We start from the raw sequence: 16,788 nt of genomic DNA on the forward strand, positions 1-16,788 counted from the left end.
AGAACGCCAGCGGCCAGCGCCCATCTGCTTGAACTTAAGCAGCCTGCCCCTGTTTGAGCAAGTCCACCCAGGCGCATCAAGCGCTTGCCCACGGAACAGGGCAGGGCGAGCGGGTGTTCACGGCCGCTTACCGAGGCTGCGACAAGACTTCACTTAATCTTTCCCATTTGCAGGTGTATCGTATTCGCCCTTCATCGCTGGCCACTGCTGGCAGACTGATTGCGCAGAACACGAGGTACCCGCACCGATGTCCTTTACCCGTCGACAAATGCTCAAGGGCCTGACCGGCCTTGCTGTGGTAGGCCTGGGCGCCGGAGGCGCCGCGCGCTACTGGCTGGGCAAGGTAGAGGACGAGAATGCCGGGCACGATTACGAGCTGATCGCCGCACCGCTGGACGTTGAACTGGTGCCCGGCTTCAAGACCGAGGCCTGGGCCTTCGGCCCTTCGGCACCGGGCACCGAGCTGCGGGTTCGCCAGGGCACCTGGCTGCGCGTGCGCTTCATCAACCACCTGCCAGTGGAAACCACGATCCACTGGCACGGCATCCGCCTGCCGCTGGAAATGGACGGCGTACCCTATGTGTCGCAGTTACCGGTCAAGCCCGGCGAGTACTTCGACTACAAGTTCCGCGTGCCGGATGCCGGTAGCTTCTGGTACCACCCCCATGTCAGCAGCTCCGAGGAGCTCGGTCGTGGCCTGGTCGGGCCGCTGATCGTCGAGGAGCGCGAGCCCACCGGCTTCCTCCACGAGCGCACCCTGAGCCTGAAAAACTGGCATGTCGACGAGCAGGGCGCCTGGCTGCCGTTCAGCATTCCCCGTGAGGCGGCGCGCAATGGCACTGCCGGGCGCTTGATCACCATCAACGGCCAGGCCGATTCGGTAACCGAGCTGCCAGCCGGCCAGGTGGTGCGTCTGCGTCTGTTGAACCTGGACAATACCTGGACCTACCGCCTGAACCTCAAGGGCAACTGCGAGGCGATGATCTATGCCCTCGACGGCAACCCGGTCACCCCGCGCCCGTTGGAGGACGACTATTGGCTCGGGCCCGGCATGCGCATTTGCCTGGCACTGCGCATCCCCGAGGCGGGCGAGGAAATCTCCTTGCGTGACGGTTTCGTGCGCCTGGGCACCTTGCGTTCGGTTGCCAGCAACGATGCGCCGGGCAATTGGCCGCCGGCACTGCCACCGAACCCTGTGGCCGAGCCGGACCTGGAGCATGCCGAAAAGCTGAACTTCAATTTCGAATGGGTCGGCAAGGTGTCGGTGAATACCGAGGATGGCAGACCACCGAGCTTGTGGCAGATCAACGGGCAGGCCTGGGACATCACCGACAAGACCTGCGCCGACCGCCCGATCGCAACGCTGCAGAAGGGCAAGAGCTACATCTTCGAGCTGAAGAACATGACCCAGTACCAGCACCCGATCCACCTGCATGGCATGAGTTTCAAGGTGATTGCCTCCAATCGGCACAAGATCGTCGAGCCGTGGTTCACCGATACCTACCTGCTGGGCAAGAACGAGCGCGCGCAGGTGGCCTTGGTGGCGGATAACCCAGGCACCTGGATGTTCCACTGCCATGTCATCGACCACATGGAAACCGGTCTGATGGCCGCGATCACGGTGGTGTGATGCGGCCACAAATCATCGATCGCAGCCGCGATCAGGAATTCATGCGTCTGGCCCTGAGCCTGGCGGCAGAAGGTGCCGCACTGGGCGAGGTGCCGGTGGGCGCAGTGCTGGTGCAGCATGGCCAGGTGATCGGGCAGGGCTTCAACCGGCCGATCATCGACAGCGATCCCAGCGCCCATGCCGAGATGGTGGCGATCCGCGCGGCGGCGAAATCCGCCAGCAATTACCGCCTGCCGGGCAGCACCCTGTATGTGACGCTGGAGCCTTGCAGCATGTGTGCGGGGTTGATCGTGCATTCGCGGGTGGCGCGGGTGGTGTATGGGGCGCTGGAGCCCAAGGCAGGGATCGTGCAGAGCCAGGGGCAGTTCTTCAGTCAGGGGTTCCTGAATCATCGGGTGATGTTCGAGGGTGGGGTGCTGGCCGAAGAGTGCGGGCAGATCTTGAGTGACTTCTTCAAGGCCCGCCGGGCAAAGGGGTAGCCTGCACAGGCCTCATCGCCGGCAAGCCGGCTCCCACAAGGATCACCTAGGCCCACTGTGGGAGCCGGCTTGCCGGCGATAGGGCCCAGGAGGTTCACATCGGCGGCGACTGCTCCGCCGGCTTGTCCTTGTTCACCCCTGGCACATGCAGGTTGCCCTCGGCCACCTGGCCTTCGAGCTGCGGCTGGGTCACCCAGGTGAGGATGTCGTAGTAGCGACGGATGTTGGCCACGAAGTGCACCGGCTCTCCGCCGCGGGCATAGCCATACTTGGTCTGCCGGTACCACTGCTTCTGCGACAGGCGCGGCAGCATCTTCTTCACGTCCAGCCACTTGTTCGGGTTGAGCTTTTCGCGCTTGGCCAACGTGCGGGCGTCTTCCAGGTGGCCGCTGCCGACGTTGTAGGCGGCCAGGGCGAACCAGGTACGGTCCGGTTCCTGGATGCTGTCGGCGAGCTCAGCCTTGATCTTCATGAAGTACTTGGCGCCACCCTGGATGCTTTGCTTGGGGTCCAGTCGGTTGGACACGCCCATGGCCTGGGCGGTGCGCTGGGTCAGCATCATCAGGCCGCGCACGCCGGTCTTGGAGGTGACTTCCGGCTGCCACATCGACTCCTGGTAGCCGATTGCCGCCAGCAGCCGCCAGTCGACCTGCTCGACCTTGGCGTAGCTCTTGAAGTGCTTTTCGTACTTGGGCAGGCGCTGCTGCAAGTGCTGGGCGAACGTATAGGCACCGACATACCCCAGGACATCGACATGGCCGTAGTAGCGGTCTTTCAGGCGTTGCAGGGTGCCGTTCTTCTGCGCCTTGTCGAGGTACTCGTTGACCTCGTTGAGCAGGCTGTTGTCGTCGCCGGCAGCCACCGCCCAACGCTGGTCGCGCGCGTCGCCCAGGTCGAAGGCAACCCGCACGTTGGGGAAATACACCTGGTTCATCGCCAGTTCGTTGGAGTCGACCAGGGTCAGGTCGATCTGGCCTTCATCGACCATGCGCAGCAGGTCGACCACCTCTACCGCGTCGGACTCTTCATATTGCAGGCCCGGATAGCGTTTTTTCAGCTCGGCCAGCTGGTCGGCGTGGCTGCTGCCCTTGAGCACCATGATCTTCTTGCCCACCAGGCCTTTGGCCTCGGTGGGGCGAGGGCGGCCATTGCGGTAGATGACCTGCGGGGTCACTTCGAGGTAGGGGTGGGAGAACTTGGCCTGGGCATTGCGCCGCTCGCTGCTGACCAGACCAGCCGCAGCCAGCACCGGGCCGGACGGCTTGCCGAGGGCATCGAACAACTCGTCGAGGTTGTCGGCAGTCTCGATCTGCAGCTTGACGCCGAGATCGTCGGCGAAATGCTTGACCAGTTCATACTCGAAACCGGTTTCGCCGTTGCGATCCTGGAAGTAGGTGGCCGGGCTGTTGCGGGTAATGACGCGCAGCACGCCATCCTCCTTCACGCGCTCGAGGGTGCTGGGTTTTTCAACGCAGGCACCGAGCATTAGAAAGAGTCCGGTTGCGAAGAGCCATTTGGCGCAACGCTGGCGCAAAGCAGTGTGGGCGAACATAGGTTGCAGTATACGCAAAGGACTGGCACAGCCATATCTCGACAACGGTTAGCTTGTCTGCTAGCGCGTTCTGTGCTGCACCGGCTGCACTCGCCTTGGGCGCAGCGCGGTCGCTGTGGGAGCCGGCTTGCCGGCGACAGGGCCGGACCCGGCAAAACCAGGCAATTTTTTTGACCCGAAAGTCCGGTTCCACCGCCCGGCAGGCATGGCTTAGAGCGGGTGCCGAAAACTGCGGAATTAGGCTAGAATGCACGGCCTCTAAGCACACCCCTTCCTGAGGCTGTCCCGACGATGTTGATCCTGCGCGGCGCTCCTGCCCTTTCTGCCTTTCGCCACGGTAAATTACTCGAGCAACTGAGCCAGAAAGTCCCCGCTGTTACTGGTTTGTATGCCGAATTTGCCCACTTCGCCGATGTTGCCGGCGAGCTGACCGCCGACCAGCAGCAGGTGCTGGGCCGTCTGCTCAAATACGGCCCGAGCGTGCCGGTACAGGAGCCGACCGGCCGCCTGTTCCTGGTCGTACCGCGCCTGGGCACCATCTCGCCATGGGCCAGCAAGGCCAGCGACATCGCCCACAACTGCGGCCTGCAGTCGATCCAGCGCCTGGAGCGCGGCATCGCCTACTACGTTGCCGGCAACCTGAGCGACGCTGACGCCGCATTGATCGCCGCCGAGCTGCACGACCGCATGACCCAACGCGTGCTGGGCCAGCTCGAGCAAGCCGCCGACCTGTTCAGTCATGCCCAGCCCAAGCCGATGACCTCGGTCGACATCCTCGCCGGTGGCCGCGACGCCCTGGCCCAGGCCAACATCGACCTGGGCCTGGCCCTGGCCGAAGACGAGATCGACTACCTGGTCAATGCCTTCCAGGGCCTCAAGCGCAACCCGAACGACATCGAACTGATGATGTTCGCCCAGGCCAACTCCGAGCACTGCCGCCACAAGATCTTCAACGCCAGTTGGGACATCGACGGCCAGGCTCAGGAAAAGAGCCTGTTCGGCATGATCAAGAACACCTACCAGATGCACAACGAAGGTGTGCTGTCTGCGTACAAGGACAACGCCTCGGTGATCGTCGGCAACGTTGCCGGCCGTTTCTTCCCGAACCCTGAAACCCGCCAGTACGGCGCGGTGCAGGAGCCGGTGCATATCCTGATGAAGGTCGAGACGCACAACCACCCGACCGCCATCGCCCCGTTTTCCGGCGCCTCCACCGGCTCCGGCGGCGAAATCCGCGACGAAGGCGCGACCGGCCGTGGCGCCAAGCCCAAGGCTGGCCTGACCGGCTTCACCGTGTCCAACCTGCGGATCCCGGGCTTCGAACAGCCGTGGGAGCAGGCTTATGGCAAGCCGGAGCGTATCGTCGACGCCCTCGACATCATGATCGAAGGCCCCCTGGGCGGCGCCGCGTTCAACAATGAATTCGGTCGCCCGGCCCTGACCGGCTATTTCCGTACCTTCGAGCAGTCCATCAACACCCCGCACGGTGAAGAGGTGCGCGGCTACCACAAGCCGATCATGCTCGCTGGCGGTATGGGCAACATCCGTGAAGATCACGTGCAGAAGGGCGAGATCACCGTCGGCGCCAAGCTGATCGTGCTCGGCGGCCCGGCCATGCTGATCGGCCTGGGCGGCGGCGCCGCTTCGTCGGTTGCCACCGGTGCCAGCTCGGCTGACCTGGATTTTGCCTCGGTGCAGCGCGAAAACCCGGAAATGGAGCGCCGTTGCCAGGAGGTCATCGACCGCTGCTGGCAGTTGGGCGACAACAACCCGATCGCCTTCATCCATGACGTTGGCGCCGGCGGTATCTCCAACGCCTTCCCTGAACTGGTCAACGACGGTGGCCGTGGTGGCCGCTTCGAACTGCGCAACGTGCCCAACGACGAGCCGGGCATGGCCCCGCACGAAATCTGGAGCAACGAGTCGCAAGAGCGCTACGTGCTGGCTGTCAGCGCTGTCGACTTCGAGCGCTTCCAGGCCATCTGTGAGCGTGAGCGTTGCCCGTTTGCGGTGGTCGGTGAAGCCACTGAAGAGCCGCACCTGACCGTAAGCGACAGCCACTTCGGCAACACGCCGGTGGACATGCCGCTCGACGTGCTGCTGGGCAAGCCGCCACGCATGCACCGTTCGGTCACCCGCGAAGCCGAGCTGGGCGATGATTTCGACCCGAGCGAGCTGGACCTGGACGCCGCCGTGCAGCGCGTGCTTAACCACCCGGCCGTGGCCAGCAAGAGCTTCCTGATCACCATCGGCGACCGCACCATCACCGGCTTGGTTGCCCGCGACCAGATGGTCGGCCCGTGGCAGGTACCGGTGGCCGACTGCGCCGTCACCGCCACCAGCTTCGACGTCTATACCGGTGAAGCCATGGCCATGGGCGAGCGTACCCCGCTGGCGCTGCTGGATGCCCCGGCGTCCGGGCGCATGGCGATCGGCGAGACCCTGACCAACCTGGCCGCTTCGCGTATCGAGAAGCTGTCCGACATCAAACTGTCGGCCAACTGGATGTCCGCCGCCGGTCACCCGGGTGAAGACGCCCGCCTGTACGACACCGTCAAGGCTGTCGGCATGGAGCTGTGCCCGGAGCTGGGCATTACCATTCCGGTCGGCAAAGACTCGATGTCGATGAAGACCAAGTGGAGCGAAGAGGGTGTCGACAAGAGCGTCACCTCGCCGATGTCGCTGATCATTACCGGCTTCGCCCCGGTCACCGACATCCGCAAGACCCTGACCCCCGAACTGCGCATGGACAAGGGCGAGACCGACCTGATCCTGATCGACCTGGGCCGCGGCAAGAACCGCATGGGTGCCTCGATCCTGGCCCAGACCTACGGCAAGATCGCGGCCCTTGCCCCAGACGTCGACGACGCCGAAGACCTCAAGGCGTTCTTCGCCGTGATCCAGGGCCTGAACGCCGACGGCCACCTGCTGGCCTACCACGACCGTTCCGATGGCGGCCTGCTGACCACCGTGCTGGAAATGGCGTTCGCCGGCCACTGCGGCCTCGACCTGCACCTCGACCCGCTGACGGACATCCGCAGGGACGTGCCGGCCATCCTCTTCAACGAAGAGCTGGGCGCGGTCATCCAGGTTCGCCAGGATGCCACCCCGGACGTGCTGGCGCAGTTCAGCGCCGCCGGCCTGGGCGAAGGTTGCGTGTCGGTGATCGGCAAGCCGGTCAACAACGCTGAAGTGTCCATCAGCCTCAACGGCGAAGTGCTGTTCGACGACGATCGCCGCATGCTGCAGCGCCAGTGGGCCGAAACCAGCTACCAGATCCAGCGCCTGCGTGACAACGCCGACTGCGCCGATCAGGAATTCGACCTGCTGCTCGAAGAAGACAACCCAGGCCTGACCGCCAAGCTTGGCTTCGACGTCAATGACGACATCGCCGCGCCGTACATCAAGAAAGGCGTGCGCCCGCAAGTGGCGATCCTGCGCGAGCAGGGCGTCAACGGCCAGGTCGAGATGGCTGCTGCCTTCGACCGCGCCGGCTTCGCCGCCATCGACGTGCACATGAGCGACATCCTCGCCGGCCGTGTCGACTTCGAAGCCTTCAAGGGCCTGGTCGCCTGCGGTGGTTTCTCTTACGGTGACGTGTTGGGCGCCGGTGAAGGCTGGGCCAAGTCGGCGCTGTTCAACGCCCGTGCCCGTGATGCCTTCCAGGCCTTCTTCGAGCGTACCGACAGCTTCGCCCTGGGCGTGTGCAACGGTTGCCAGATGATGTCCAACCTGCACGAGCTGATTCCGGGCACCGAGCACTGGCCGCACTTCGTGCGCAACCGCTCGGAGCAGTTCGAAGCGCGCGTGGCCATGGTCGAGGTGCAGAAGTCCAATTCGATCTTCCTGCAGGGCATGGCCGGTTCGCGCATGCCGATCGCCATCGCCCACGGTGAAGGCCATGCCGAGTTCGCCAGCGAAGAGGCACTGCTGGCAGCCGACCTGTCCGGTTGCGTGGCCCTGCGCTACGTCGACAACCACGGCAAGGTCACCGAAGCCTACCCGGCCAACCCGAACGGTTCGCCGCGTGGCATCACCGGCCTGACCAGCCGCGACGGCCGCGTGACCATCATGATGCCGCACCCGGAGCGTGTGTTCCGCGCTGTGCAGAACTCCTGGCGCCCGGATGAGTGGCAGGAAGACGCCGCGCTGATGCGCATGTTCCGCAATGCGCGGGTGTGGGTGAACTAAGGGTGTACAAGCTCGCCTTCTTCGTCCCGGCCAGCCACGTCGACGTGGTCAAGGCCGCCGTGTTCGCCGCCGGTGGCGGGCGTATCGGCGACTACGACCACTGCGCCTGGCAGACCTTGGGCCAGGGCCAGTTCCGCCCGTTGGACGGCAGCCAGCCGTACCTCGGGGAAGCTGGCCAGGTCGAGGTGGTCGAGGAGTGGAAGGTGGAGCTGGTGGTGGCCGACGAACTGATTGTCCAGGTCGTCGCTGCGCTCAAGCACAGCCATCCCTACGAGACGCCGGCCTATGAGGTCTGGCGACTCGCTGAGTTCTAGACCGCGTAGCCCCCGATCGCCGGCAAGCCGGCTCCCACAGGTACTGCACTGCCCTTGAAAACGGTGCGGTCCCTGTGGGAGCCGGCTTGCCGGCGATCGGGGCCGCCACAATCTCTCAAACCGTCCCGATCTCCCCGCCATCATCCCGCTGAATCACCACTGTCGAAGCCCGCGGCCGCACCTTGGTCCCCGCCGGTGTGACATCGGTTGCCTTGCCGGTAGACGGCCAGTTGTCAGGATGCTGGATGTTCACGAACAGGGTCTTGTTATCCGGCGTGAAGGCGATCCCCGTCACTTCGCAGCCGTTCGGCCCGACGAAGAAGCGCCGCAAATCTACCTGGTTCCTGGCATTGACCGGCACCTGCTTGCCCGTGGCATCCACCAGGTCGGTGGGGATCACCGCCAGCAGCTGGTCGTTGGTGTAGTCGGTCAACGTGGTTTCACTATTGTCGGTCTCGAACCACAGCACGCCACGGCTATCGAAGCGCATCCCGTCGGGACTGGCGAACTGGTTGAGTTCGGTCAGGCCCGAGCGGTTGATATCGGCGCTGCCGGCAGCGTTGGCGCCGAACACGAAGATGTCCCAGGTGAAGCTCGAGTGGTCGTCGCTGTCGTGCCAGCGGATGATGTGGCCGTGGCGGTTGGGGCCACGCGGATTGGCCGCGTCGACCTTTTCCGGTGACCGCACGCTGTTGTTGGTCAGGGTCAGGTAGACATCGCCGTTGAGCGGGTTGACCGCCGTCCACTCCGGGCGGTCCATCGGCGTCGCGCCCACGGCATCGCCCGCACCGCGAGTGTTGAGGATGATGCCCGGCAGGTCGCCATACAGTGCCCCCAGGGTGCTGCCATCCTGGGTCGCCGTGGCAACGTCCAGCAACAGCCAGGCGCCGGTGCCATCGGCATTGAAGCGGGCCACGTAGAGCTTGCCCTGGTCCATGTACTTGGCACCGGTAGCCAGGCGGTCGGCGGGGGTGGCGTCGGCGGCCTCCCACAGGGCGGTGGAGACGAACTTGTACAGGTATTCGTTGTTGGAATCGTCGCCCATGTACCAGACCACGGGCTTGCCCACTACCGGCTGGGCCGGGCAGCAGCCTTCGTGACGGAAGCGGCCGAGGGCGGTGCGCTTGGTCGCCAGGGTATTGCTTTTGTACGGGTCGATTTCGACGATGTAGCCAAAGGTGCTGGCTTCGTTACGGTAATCGTCCGTGGCGCTGGCGCCCTTGAGGGTCACGTCGAAGCGGGCGAATTCGTCGTCCACCTCGGTGCTGTCGCCGGCAGCGCTCTCCCACTTGTACAGGCCGTTGGAGGTGCCAACACCGATACGGCGCTGGTCTGCCGAGAGGGTGCCCTTGTTGACGAAGATGCCCGGCCAGTTCTCTTCGCAAGTCAAGTAGGTACCCCATGGGGTGTAGCCGTTGCCGCAGTTGTTGTTGGTGCCACGACAGTGGGTGCCAGCCGTCGAATACTTGGTCTTGACGTGCTCGCTGCCACGTAGCGGGCCGCTGATCTGCATGCGCGAGGCGGTGGTGAAGCGGCGGTTGAGCGGGTCGTTGTCGACCACCTGCCAGCGACCGCCGCGCTTCTGCAGACGTACCACGCCGGCACCGTGGGCGTTGATTTCCTTGCGTACTTCCTCGGCCGGGCGCTTGCCATCGACGTCGGTGGTCGGGCCGTTGGGGTGCAGCGCGGCGGTATCGATGTATTCGAAATTGATCGCCAGCAGCCCATCCTCGGCGCTGCCATCGATCGGGAAGAAATGCATGCCGTCATGGTGCATGCCCATGGCATTGGCCTGGTCGCTGGATGTGTTGCTACCGTCCGCTTTCCAGGGGTTGCCTTGGCTGTTGAGCGGGGTGCCCCACGGCGCCAGCACATAAGCGCTGTAGCCGGCGGCGACCACACAGCCGTCGGTGCGCGAGCCTGGGATGGACTGGAAGCCCAGCGCCAGTTTCGACCCAGGGTCTGTCACAGGTGGCTTGGCTAGCGCCGTGTCGCTGTCGGCGCCACCCGCGCTGTCGAAGCAGCCCGTCAGGCCCGTACCGACAATCATGGCGACGGCAGCACCGAGGCTGCCTCGCATCACACTGCGCCGGCTTAGGTAAACGTCCATGATGCTGGCCATCGGCAGGTTGCCGCTGTGGTTGCGGTCCCGGTTGTCGCCGGTTTCTCGACTCATCAAGGCGTCCTTATGTTGGCTGAGTTAGAGGAAACCGCGACTTTAGAGCGCAAGTATGATGATTTCTTTACAGCGATATGAATGGGCCTTTCACGCGCCAGCGTGAAGACCTGCAGTGAGGTCTTCTCGCTTGGCGATTGGCGCGTATCAGTCGTCCTTGCCCTGTACGGTCGATGTCCATCGCTCACTGCGGCTGTGCCCACTGGTGCGCAGCAACCCCAGGTCCAGCGATTGCTCCCCGTCCGCCGCACCTTTGCCTTTGGCCATCTCGGCAATGGCAGTGCCCAGGTCTACCGGCGAGTTGGAGGCATCGATCGACACATCCCGACGGTAGTCACTGCCGCTCAATGTCTCCCTAGACACTGTGTTGGCGTTCAGCGCGACATCGCCCTTCGCCGATTGCAACTTTGCACCCACCAGGTGAGCGTCACCCCCTACCCTCAGGTCGATCCCTTCACTGCCTTTGAGCGTCGCCTGGTGGGCCACGGTATCGCGCTGCTCGCGCGAGACCTCAACGCTCAAGGTCGGCGAAAGACCGGGGTCTGCCTTGCTCAAGGCGGAACCTGCCTTTTCACTGACCTTGCTTCCCAGCGGCCCTGCGACGGAACTGGCAGCGTTGACGTAGCCCTGTGGGTTCTTCTCCTGGCTCAGCCGTGCGTCAGCTTTTACGCTCAGGCTATCGACGCTGTCCTTGCGGCTGGCAATGTGCAGGTCACCGTCGATTTCGCCTCCGATGCGCCCGGCGTCCAGGCTGACACCTTCGATCCGTGTGTCGCCACGGCTTTGCAGGTCGATACGTTCGGCGCGCAGGTTACCGGCGTTCCAGGTGAGGTTGTCGCGCTTGTCCAGGTTGACCTGTGCCCGGCCATGCAGGCCGCGGGTATCGGTGGCACCCTTGGACTGGTTGAAGCCAGCGCCGGCGGTGATGTCGAGGTTGTCTCGCCGCTCGACGTTGGATGAGGCTTCGATCAGCACGCCGCCGCTGGCAGCATTGATGTCGATTTGTTGCGCCGAGGCCTGCAGACCTTGCAGGTGCACGGCGATCTCTTCACGGGCACGGCTGCTGAGGGTCAGTTTGCCCGCGCTGTGGATCTGTGCGTCGACTGCCTGACGGGCATCTTCGTGCTTTTTCCCGTGGTTGAAGTGGCCGCCGATTGCGCCGCCTTGGGTGGTGCCGCGCTTGGCGGCCAGCTCCAGGCCACCGCCAAGGCTGCCACCATCGGCCTGTTGGGTATCGCTGGCAGCCTTGACCTGCAGCCGGCCACCGCTTTGCACGAGCGTGTCGCCGACCTTGGCCTCGCGGCTACCGATGCGGGTACCTTCGAGCAGCAGGTCGCCCGCGCTGCTCAGGCGCACTTCGCCTTTGCCATCGATTTGCGCCACTTGGGCCTTGGTTTGCGAGCCCTGTTGCTGGCCATGGTCGAGATAGGCACGTCCGTCGACACCGGTGCTGCCGGGGCGGTTGCCGATCTTGGCCCAGGCGTTGCCATCGAGCTGGCGTGCAATCTGCTGGGCGTGGTCGGTGGCCTGGGTCAGCGAAAGTGTGCCGGCACTCTCGATGACCACGTTGCCTTCACCACCGTCGATGCGGGTGCCTTCGTACTGTCCATCGCTACCCAGCTGCACCTGGATGCCTTGTTGCCCGTACAGGGTGCCCGGCACTGCTGTGCTGGCAGTGCTCTGCTTGTCCAGCGAACCGCCCTTGCCGGAGGCGCGCACGTTCACATCGTTGCCGGTGCTGGTGTCCACGCGCAGGTCACCGCCATAGGCCAGGCGCTGCACCGTATCCTCTTGCATGTTTTGCGCGGCGCGCAGGAGGTGCTGTTCGGCGTCGATCTTCAACGCGCCGGCGTTGGCGCGCCAGGCGGTACCCTGATCATCGATGGTCTTGGCTTTGACTTCGACCTCAGCTGCGGACAGCTCGCTGACCTGGGCAAAGCCGCGGCGCTGGTTTTCAAGACGCTTGAGGTGGTCGACAGTCATGTCGGCGCCGACACTGGGCGCCACCATGGCATCCTCAGGTGAAGCTTGCTGAAAACGTGCGGCTTCCTCGCCTTGAACCAGCCGTTCGATTGGCCGGGTCAGATCGCGGTATTCCACGCTGGCACCGAGGCTGCCTGACCACTCGTTGCGCAGCGTTTCGCGCTCGTGGGTATCTTGCACGGCGCGGTTCTCGATGTGCGTGGCGGTTACTTTGAGCGTGTTGCCTGCAGTCACCCGGGCAGCCTCGGTGACCAGCTCGTCTGCTTTGAGTTTCAGGTCGCCACTGGCCTGCAACTCGCTGCGTTGCACCTTGCTGTCTCGCTCGGAGAGTTCCTCGACCTTGTGATGGCCCTCGAACAGGCTGCCCAGTCGATCGATGCCCCCCGTCACCGTCAGGCCGCCACCGCTGCTGCTGGTCATGCTGGACGATTCGCGCTCGTTGCGGGTCGCGCCGAGGCTTACCTGTTTGGCCTGGACGTCCAGATCGCCCGCACTGGCCTGGACTTTGGAGCCGTTCACTTGCAAGTGTGCGCCGCTGTTCAGGCCAACCGTTGCGCCCTTCAGCTCGCTGGCCACCTGCGAAGTCTCGCGCTGTTTGGCGGTGCTGGTGACGATGTCGTAAGCCACGCCGGCAGCGTACTGGCGGGAGTCGGGCTTGCCGTCCTCGGCGTTCTGGGTCTGTTTGGCGCTGGCTGTGAATCCGCGTTGCTGGTTGGAGATTTCGCTGTCATGGACCGATTGTGCGCTGTCGATCAGCACGTCACCCTTGGCATCGACCTGCAGATGTCCGCCAGCCTCGACTTTGGCACCACGGATGCGTATCTCTTCGGCACTGGCCAGGCGCAAGTTGCTGGAGGAGCTGACATCGCTGACCAGCACCTGCTGGTTGCGGTCGGTGCGTTCATCGTCGCTGCCGATCAGGCCGAACAGCTTGCTGCTGCTATCGCGTTTGGTGGAGGTGGTGGTGCCATGGCCTGCCTCGATCGCCAGGGTGCCGTTTTCGCTATAGAGCACCGAATCTTTCTCACCATGCACGGTGCTGCCCTTGATGCTCACCTGATCGGCGCTCATGTTCAGCTTGCCATCCGCCGTGACGCTGCTGCCGACAACGCTTTGGCCTTGGCTATCGTCGCCTTTGCGGTCCGCGAAGAAGGTGCCGGACACCAGGTCGCCACGGTAGTTGCGGTGTGTGCCGTTCTCCTGCAGGGCAGTCGTGCCGATTTCGACCTGCTGTGCGTTGAGGTCCAGATCGCTGCGGCTGTGCAGCTTGCTGCCTTGCACAGTGAGTGTGTCCTTGGCTTTGACCGTCATGCGCTCGGCATTCAGCGTGCTGCCCTGTGCCGATTCCCTGTACTGCGTCGTATCGGTGTCCCCGCGCCACAAGTCCTTGCGGTGGCGAACCTGCTCTTCGACACGCAAGCTTTCGGTACCGGCGAGGATATCCAGGTTGCCACCGCTGTCGAGCGTCAGTTCGCCCTCCGCCTTCACGTCAGCTGCCACCAGGCGCATGTCGGCGCCGGACTGCAGCGATACGCTGTCACTGCCCTGCAACTGGGTGCCGCGCAGTTGTTGGTCGGTGGTGGTGCGTTCACGTTTGTAGGTCTCGCGGGTGACGAACAGGAACTTCTTGTTCCAGCTGTCATGCTCGCGGGCGATGCGCTCGCGGCTGTCGGCGTCCAGAGTGAGCTTCTTGCCTGCCTTGATTTCGATGCGCTCGGCCCGGCCGTCGACGGCGCTCAGCGTCAGGTCATCGGCGGCCGTGAGGAGTAATGCGCCGCGCGTTGTGGTCATTTCGCCTGGTTGGTCGACATTGCCGCTGACCTGCATCGCGCCTGCTGACTGAAGGGTGATGCCTTCATCGGCGTTGATCTGCACCGGCCCGACGCGCACCCCGGCCCCTTCGGCGGTGCTGACCACGCGAATGCGCCCGGCACGCATGGCGCCGAACAGGTTGGCGTCGATGCTCGACGGGGTACCGGGCAGGTGCTCGATGACCTGCCCATCGTTGTAGCCGATGCGGTTACGGCCAACGGTCACTGCGAGGTCGTGCCTGGCCATGAGCAGGCCGTTGCTGTCCAGCTTGGGCGCGATCAGGTCCAGCGCCCCTTCGGCGTTGCTCTGGCCGCCTGCCAGCACTTGCAGGGTGCCACTGGCATTGAGCGTGCTGAGGGTTTTCAACTGTTCTTCCTGCACTTGCGGTGTACCGACCACGAACCCGGCGCGGGTCGTGTTGATGAAGCTGCCACCATTGAGGGTGATGCCGTTGGGGTTGGCGAGGATGTAGTCGGCGGGGCGGCCGAAGATTTCCTGTGGGCCTTCGATCAAGGAGGCGTTGCGGCTGATGACCTCGTTGAGGATGGTCGAGGCGGCTTGGCCCTGGAACTGCGGGTTGGCGGCCAGCGCGCCGGCCAGCTGCGATTGCCCGGCCTGCACGGCGTTGTTCAGCACCACGCCGGGGGGGCCGACGTTGTAGTCGAGAAACTGGTTGTGCGACAGACCGCTGGCATTGGGTGCGACTATGTCGATCACCGGTACCCCGTGGTCGTTGTTGATCAGGGGCGTGCCACCGGGGCCATGGGTGGCCTGTAGGGCGCCACTGGCCAGCGCGTGGCTGGTGCTGAGCAAAGTGAGGAAGATGGTCCAGCGCAAGGCGTCGGGGCGGATAGACGGTAACGGCGAGAGTGTTTGCATGTTCTCGTTCTCTTTGTTGTGGGTGAATCAAAGGGTGAGGGCCCACTCCAGTACCCAGAAGCCGGGTTCCAGTGACTGGCGGGGCAGGTTGCTGGCCTGCAGAGCGCGCTGGTAATCGAGGCGCAGGCGGTTGTGCGGCAGGGTCAGTTCGACGCCGGCTGCCATGCCGGTCAGGCGCTGCGCGGAGTGGCTTCGATCAAGGCGCACCCAGCCGCGATCCAGGCCAAGGTAGGGGCGGATCTGTACGGGGTGGGTCCAGTGAAGGGGTAGCGGCTGGCTGAACGTGTTGCGCCAGACGGCAGCGCTGGCGCCGGTGTAGGTGTGCTGGCGAAAGCCGCGCATGGCCGCGTCGTCACTGAGCAGCAACTGCTCGATGGCCGGCAGTTCATCCTCGCTGTACTGCAGGGCCAGTTCGCTCTGCCAGCGCCACGGCCACTGTGCAGGGCCTTGGCGCAGGTACAGCAGGTTGGCGCGGTACTTGCGAAAGTCCGGCCGCGGCGCACCCGCACGCTGGCTTGGACGGTCGGCGCCGAGCCAGGCGGTGCCCTGGGAGACGCCGAGGTAGCCGCTCCAAAGTCCAGCATCCAGCCAAAGCAGGTTGAAGCCGGCTTCCACGGTGCTCAAGGTCGGGCTCTGGATGCCCATCACGACGCCGTTGGTACGGTTGGTCAGTTGCTTGCGGTCCAGTCGGGCGCTGGCGCTGAGCATGCCGTGCTGGTTGCGCCACAGCAGGCGTTCGGCACTGACGCCCTGGTAGCTGCTGTTGCCGCTGACGTGGTGCTGGCCTTGCGCGATGGGCGCGGCGTACTGCAACTGGCTGGCGTTGAGGGCGAAGGACCAGGGGCCATAGGGGATGTTGTAGTAGAGCGTCACGCCCTGGCTGTGGCCGGGGGCGTCGATTACCGTCCTGGCCAGTGACAGACGCAGGTCGCCGTTGCTGCCAAACGGGCTGTCTACACCGAGCCCGAGGCTCATGCGGTGACGTCCGGTCAGCTCGCTACCGCGGTTGTCGAAGCGGCTGTCGAGGTGCCAGCGTGGGGCGACCTGACTGCCCTGCAGCAGCACGCGGGTGCCGCCTTGCAGCTCGCCAGGCAGCAGGTCGGCGCTCAGTTCATAAGCACGCAGGCGGTTGAGCTGGTCCAGCCCTTGTTCGAGCTGTGGAAGGTGCAGGGCTGCCCAAGCAGCGCGGGGAACGCGCCCTGAAGCGAAAGGGGCAGGTCGGCGGCGAGCTCGATCGACTCCACGAAGCCTTCGAGGATGACGATATCGAGCGGTGCGTCTGCCTGGGGAGGGTGGCGCAGGTAGGGGCGGCTGGCTGGGTAACCGGCCTCGACATAGCGTTGGGTGATGGCCTTCAACAGTCGATTGATATCGCTGATGCCCATGCAGGGGCGCATCAGGTTGAGTACGGTGGGCTCAAGGGCCTGGGTAGGTACGCGCTGATTGCCGGCCAGCCGTACCCCGGTTGTTGCCAGGCAGGGGCTGCCTTCGGGGGCGGTGGGGGCGTCGGCGTCGTCGGCGCTGGCCGAGGGCGCACGATGCCAGCGCTGCAGCCGTTGTTGCTGTTCCAGTTGCCGCAGGGTCTGCTGCTGGTCGCGCAGCTGCTGGCTGGCAGGGTCGTCGGCAAACGCCGTTGATGCGGTCAGGCAACCGGCGATGCAGACGGCGGCAATGTGGCGCAAGAGGAACGGCATGGAAGCACCCCGCAAAGGCAGTACGGCTTACGTACTTGTTTGCGTGAATGCTAAGAATTTGCTCATCCAGTTGGATGC

At 64.4% G+C, this 16,788-nt stretch carries 7 protein-coding genes and 1 pseudogene; 4 read left to right on the forward strand and 4 right to left on the reverse strand.

Features of this window, described 5'->3' with window-relative positions; genetic code table 11:
* Positions 1-247: 247 nt before the first annotated feature.
* The gene (locus tag ACIPZG_RS01580; RefSeq protein ID WP_400709517.1) at positions 248-1,630 is read left to right on the forward strand and encodes a multicopper oxidase family protein; all 1,383 of its coding nucleotides are present in this window, start codon (positions 248-250) and stop codon (positions 1,628-1,630) included.
* Positions 1,630-2,109, forward strand: coding sequence for a tRNA adenosine(34) deaminase TadA (gene tadA, locus ACIPZG_RS01585; RefSeq protein ID WP_400709520.1), 480 nt, complete (start codon positions 1,630-1,632; stop codon positions 2,107-2,109). The genes ACIPZG_RS01580 and tadA overlap by 1 nt, the downstream gene beginning before the upstream one ends.
* Positions 2,110-2,203: 94 nt before the next feature.
* Here the strand turns inward: tadA and mltF are convergent, their stop codons facing one another.
* Positions 2,204-3,661 (reverse strand): membrane-bound lytic murein transglycosylase MltF, encoded by a 1,458-nt coding sequence (gene mltF, locus ACIPZG_RS01590; RefSeq protein ID WP_043273522.1) that lies wholly within the window; start codon positions 3,659-3,661, stop codon positions 2,204-2,206.
* 291 nt (positions 3,662-3,952) lie between these two features.
* On the opposite strand from mltF, the gene purL reads away from it, so the two are divergent.
* Both purL and ACIPZG_RS01600 read left to right on the forward strand, forming a co-directional pair.
* Positions 3,953-7,852, forward strand: coding sequence for a phosphoribosylformylglycinamidine synthase (gene purL / locus ACIPZG_RS01595; protein ID WP_400709523.1), 3,900 nt, complete (start codon positions 3,953-3,955; stop codon positions 7,850-7,852).
* A 2-nt stretch (positions 7,853-7,854) separates the two neighbouring features.
* Positions 7,855-8,166, forward strand: coding sequence for an NGG1p interacting factor NIF3 (locus tag ACIPZG_RS01600; RefSeq protein ID WP_400709526.1), 312 nt, complete (start codon positions 7,855-7,857; stop codon positions 8,164-8,166).
* 115 nt (positions 8,167-8,281) lie between these two features.
* On the opposite strand, the gene ACIPZG_RS01605 is transcribed toward ACIPZG_RS01600, so the two are convergent.
* The 3 genes and pseudogenes from ACIPZG_RS01605 to ACIPZG_RS01615 all read right to left on the reverse strand — a co-directional run bounded on the left by ACIPZG_RS01605 (position 8,282) and on the right by ACIPZG_RS01615 (position 16,710).
* Entirely contained in the window at positions 8,282-10,342 is a 2,061-nt protein-coding gene (locus ACIPZG_RS01605) for a PhoX family protein (RefSeq protein ID WP_400709529.1), read from the reverse strand.
* Positions 10,343-10,489: 147 nt separating this feature from the next.
* Positions 10,490-15,016 (reverse strand): hemagglutinin repeat-containing protein, encoded by a 4,527-nt coding sequence (locus ACIPZG_RS01610; protein ID WP_400709532.1) that lies wholly within the window; start codon positions 15,014-15,016, stop codon positions 10,490-10,492.
* A 27-nt stretch (positions 15,017-15,043) separates the two neighbouring features.
* Positions 15,044-16,710: pseudogene (locus tag ACIPZG_RS01615) on the reverse strand (ShlB/FhaC/HecB family hemolysin secretion/activation protein).
* Positions 16,711-16,788 lie beyond the last annotated feature (78 nt).

The sequence above is a fragment of the Pseudomonas sp. NPDC089395 genome (genome assembly GCF_044749525.1).
Taxonomy (GTDB): domain Bacteria; phylum Pseudomonadota; class Gammaproteobacteria; order Pseudomonadales; family Pseudomonadaceae; genus Aquipseudomonas.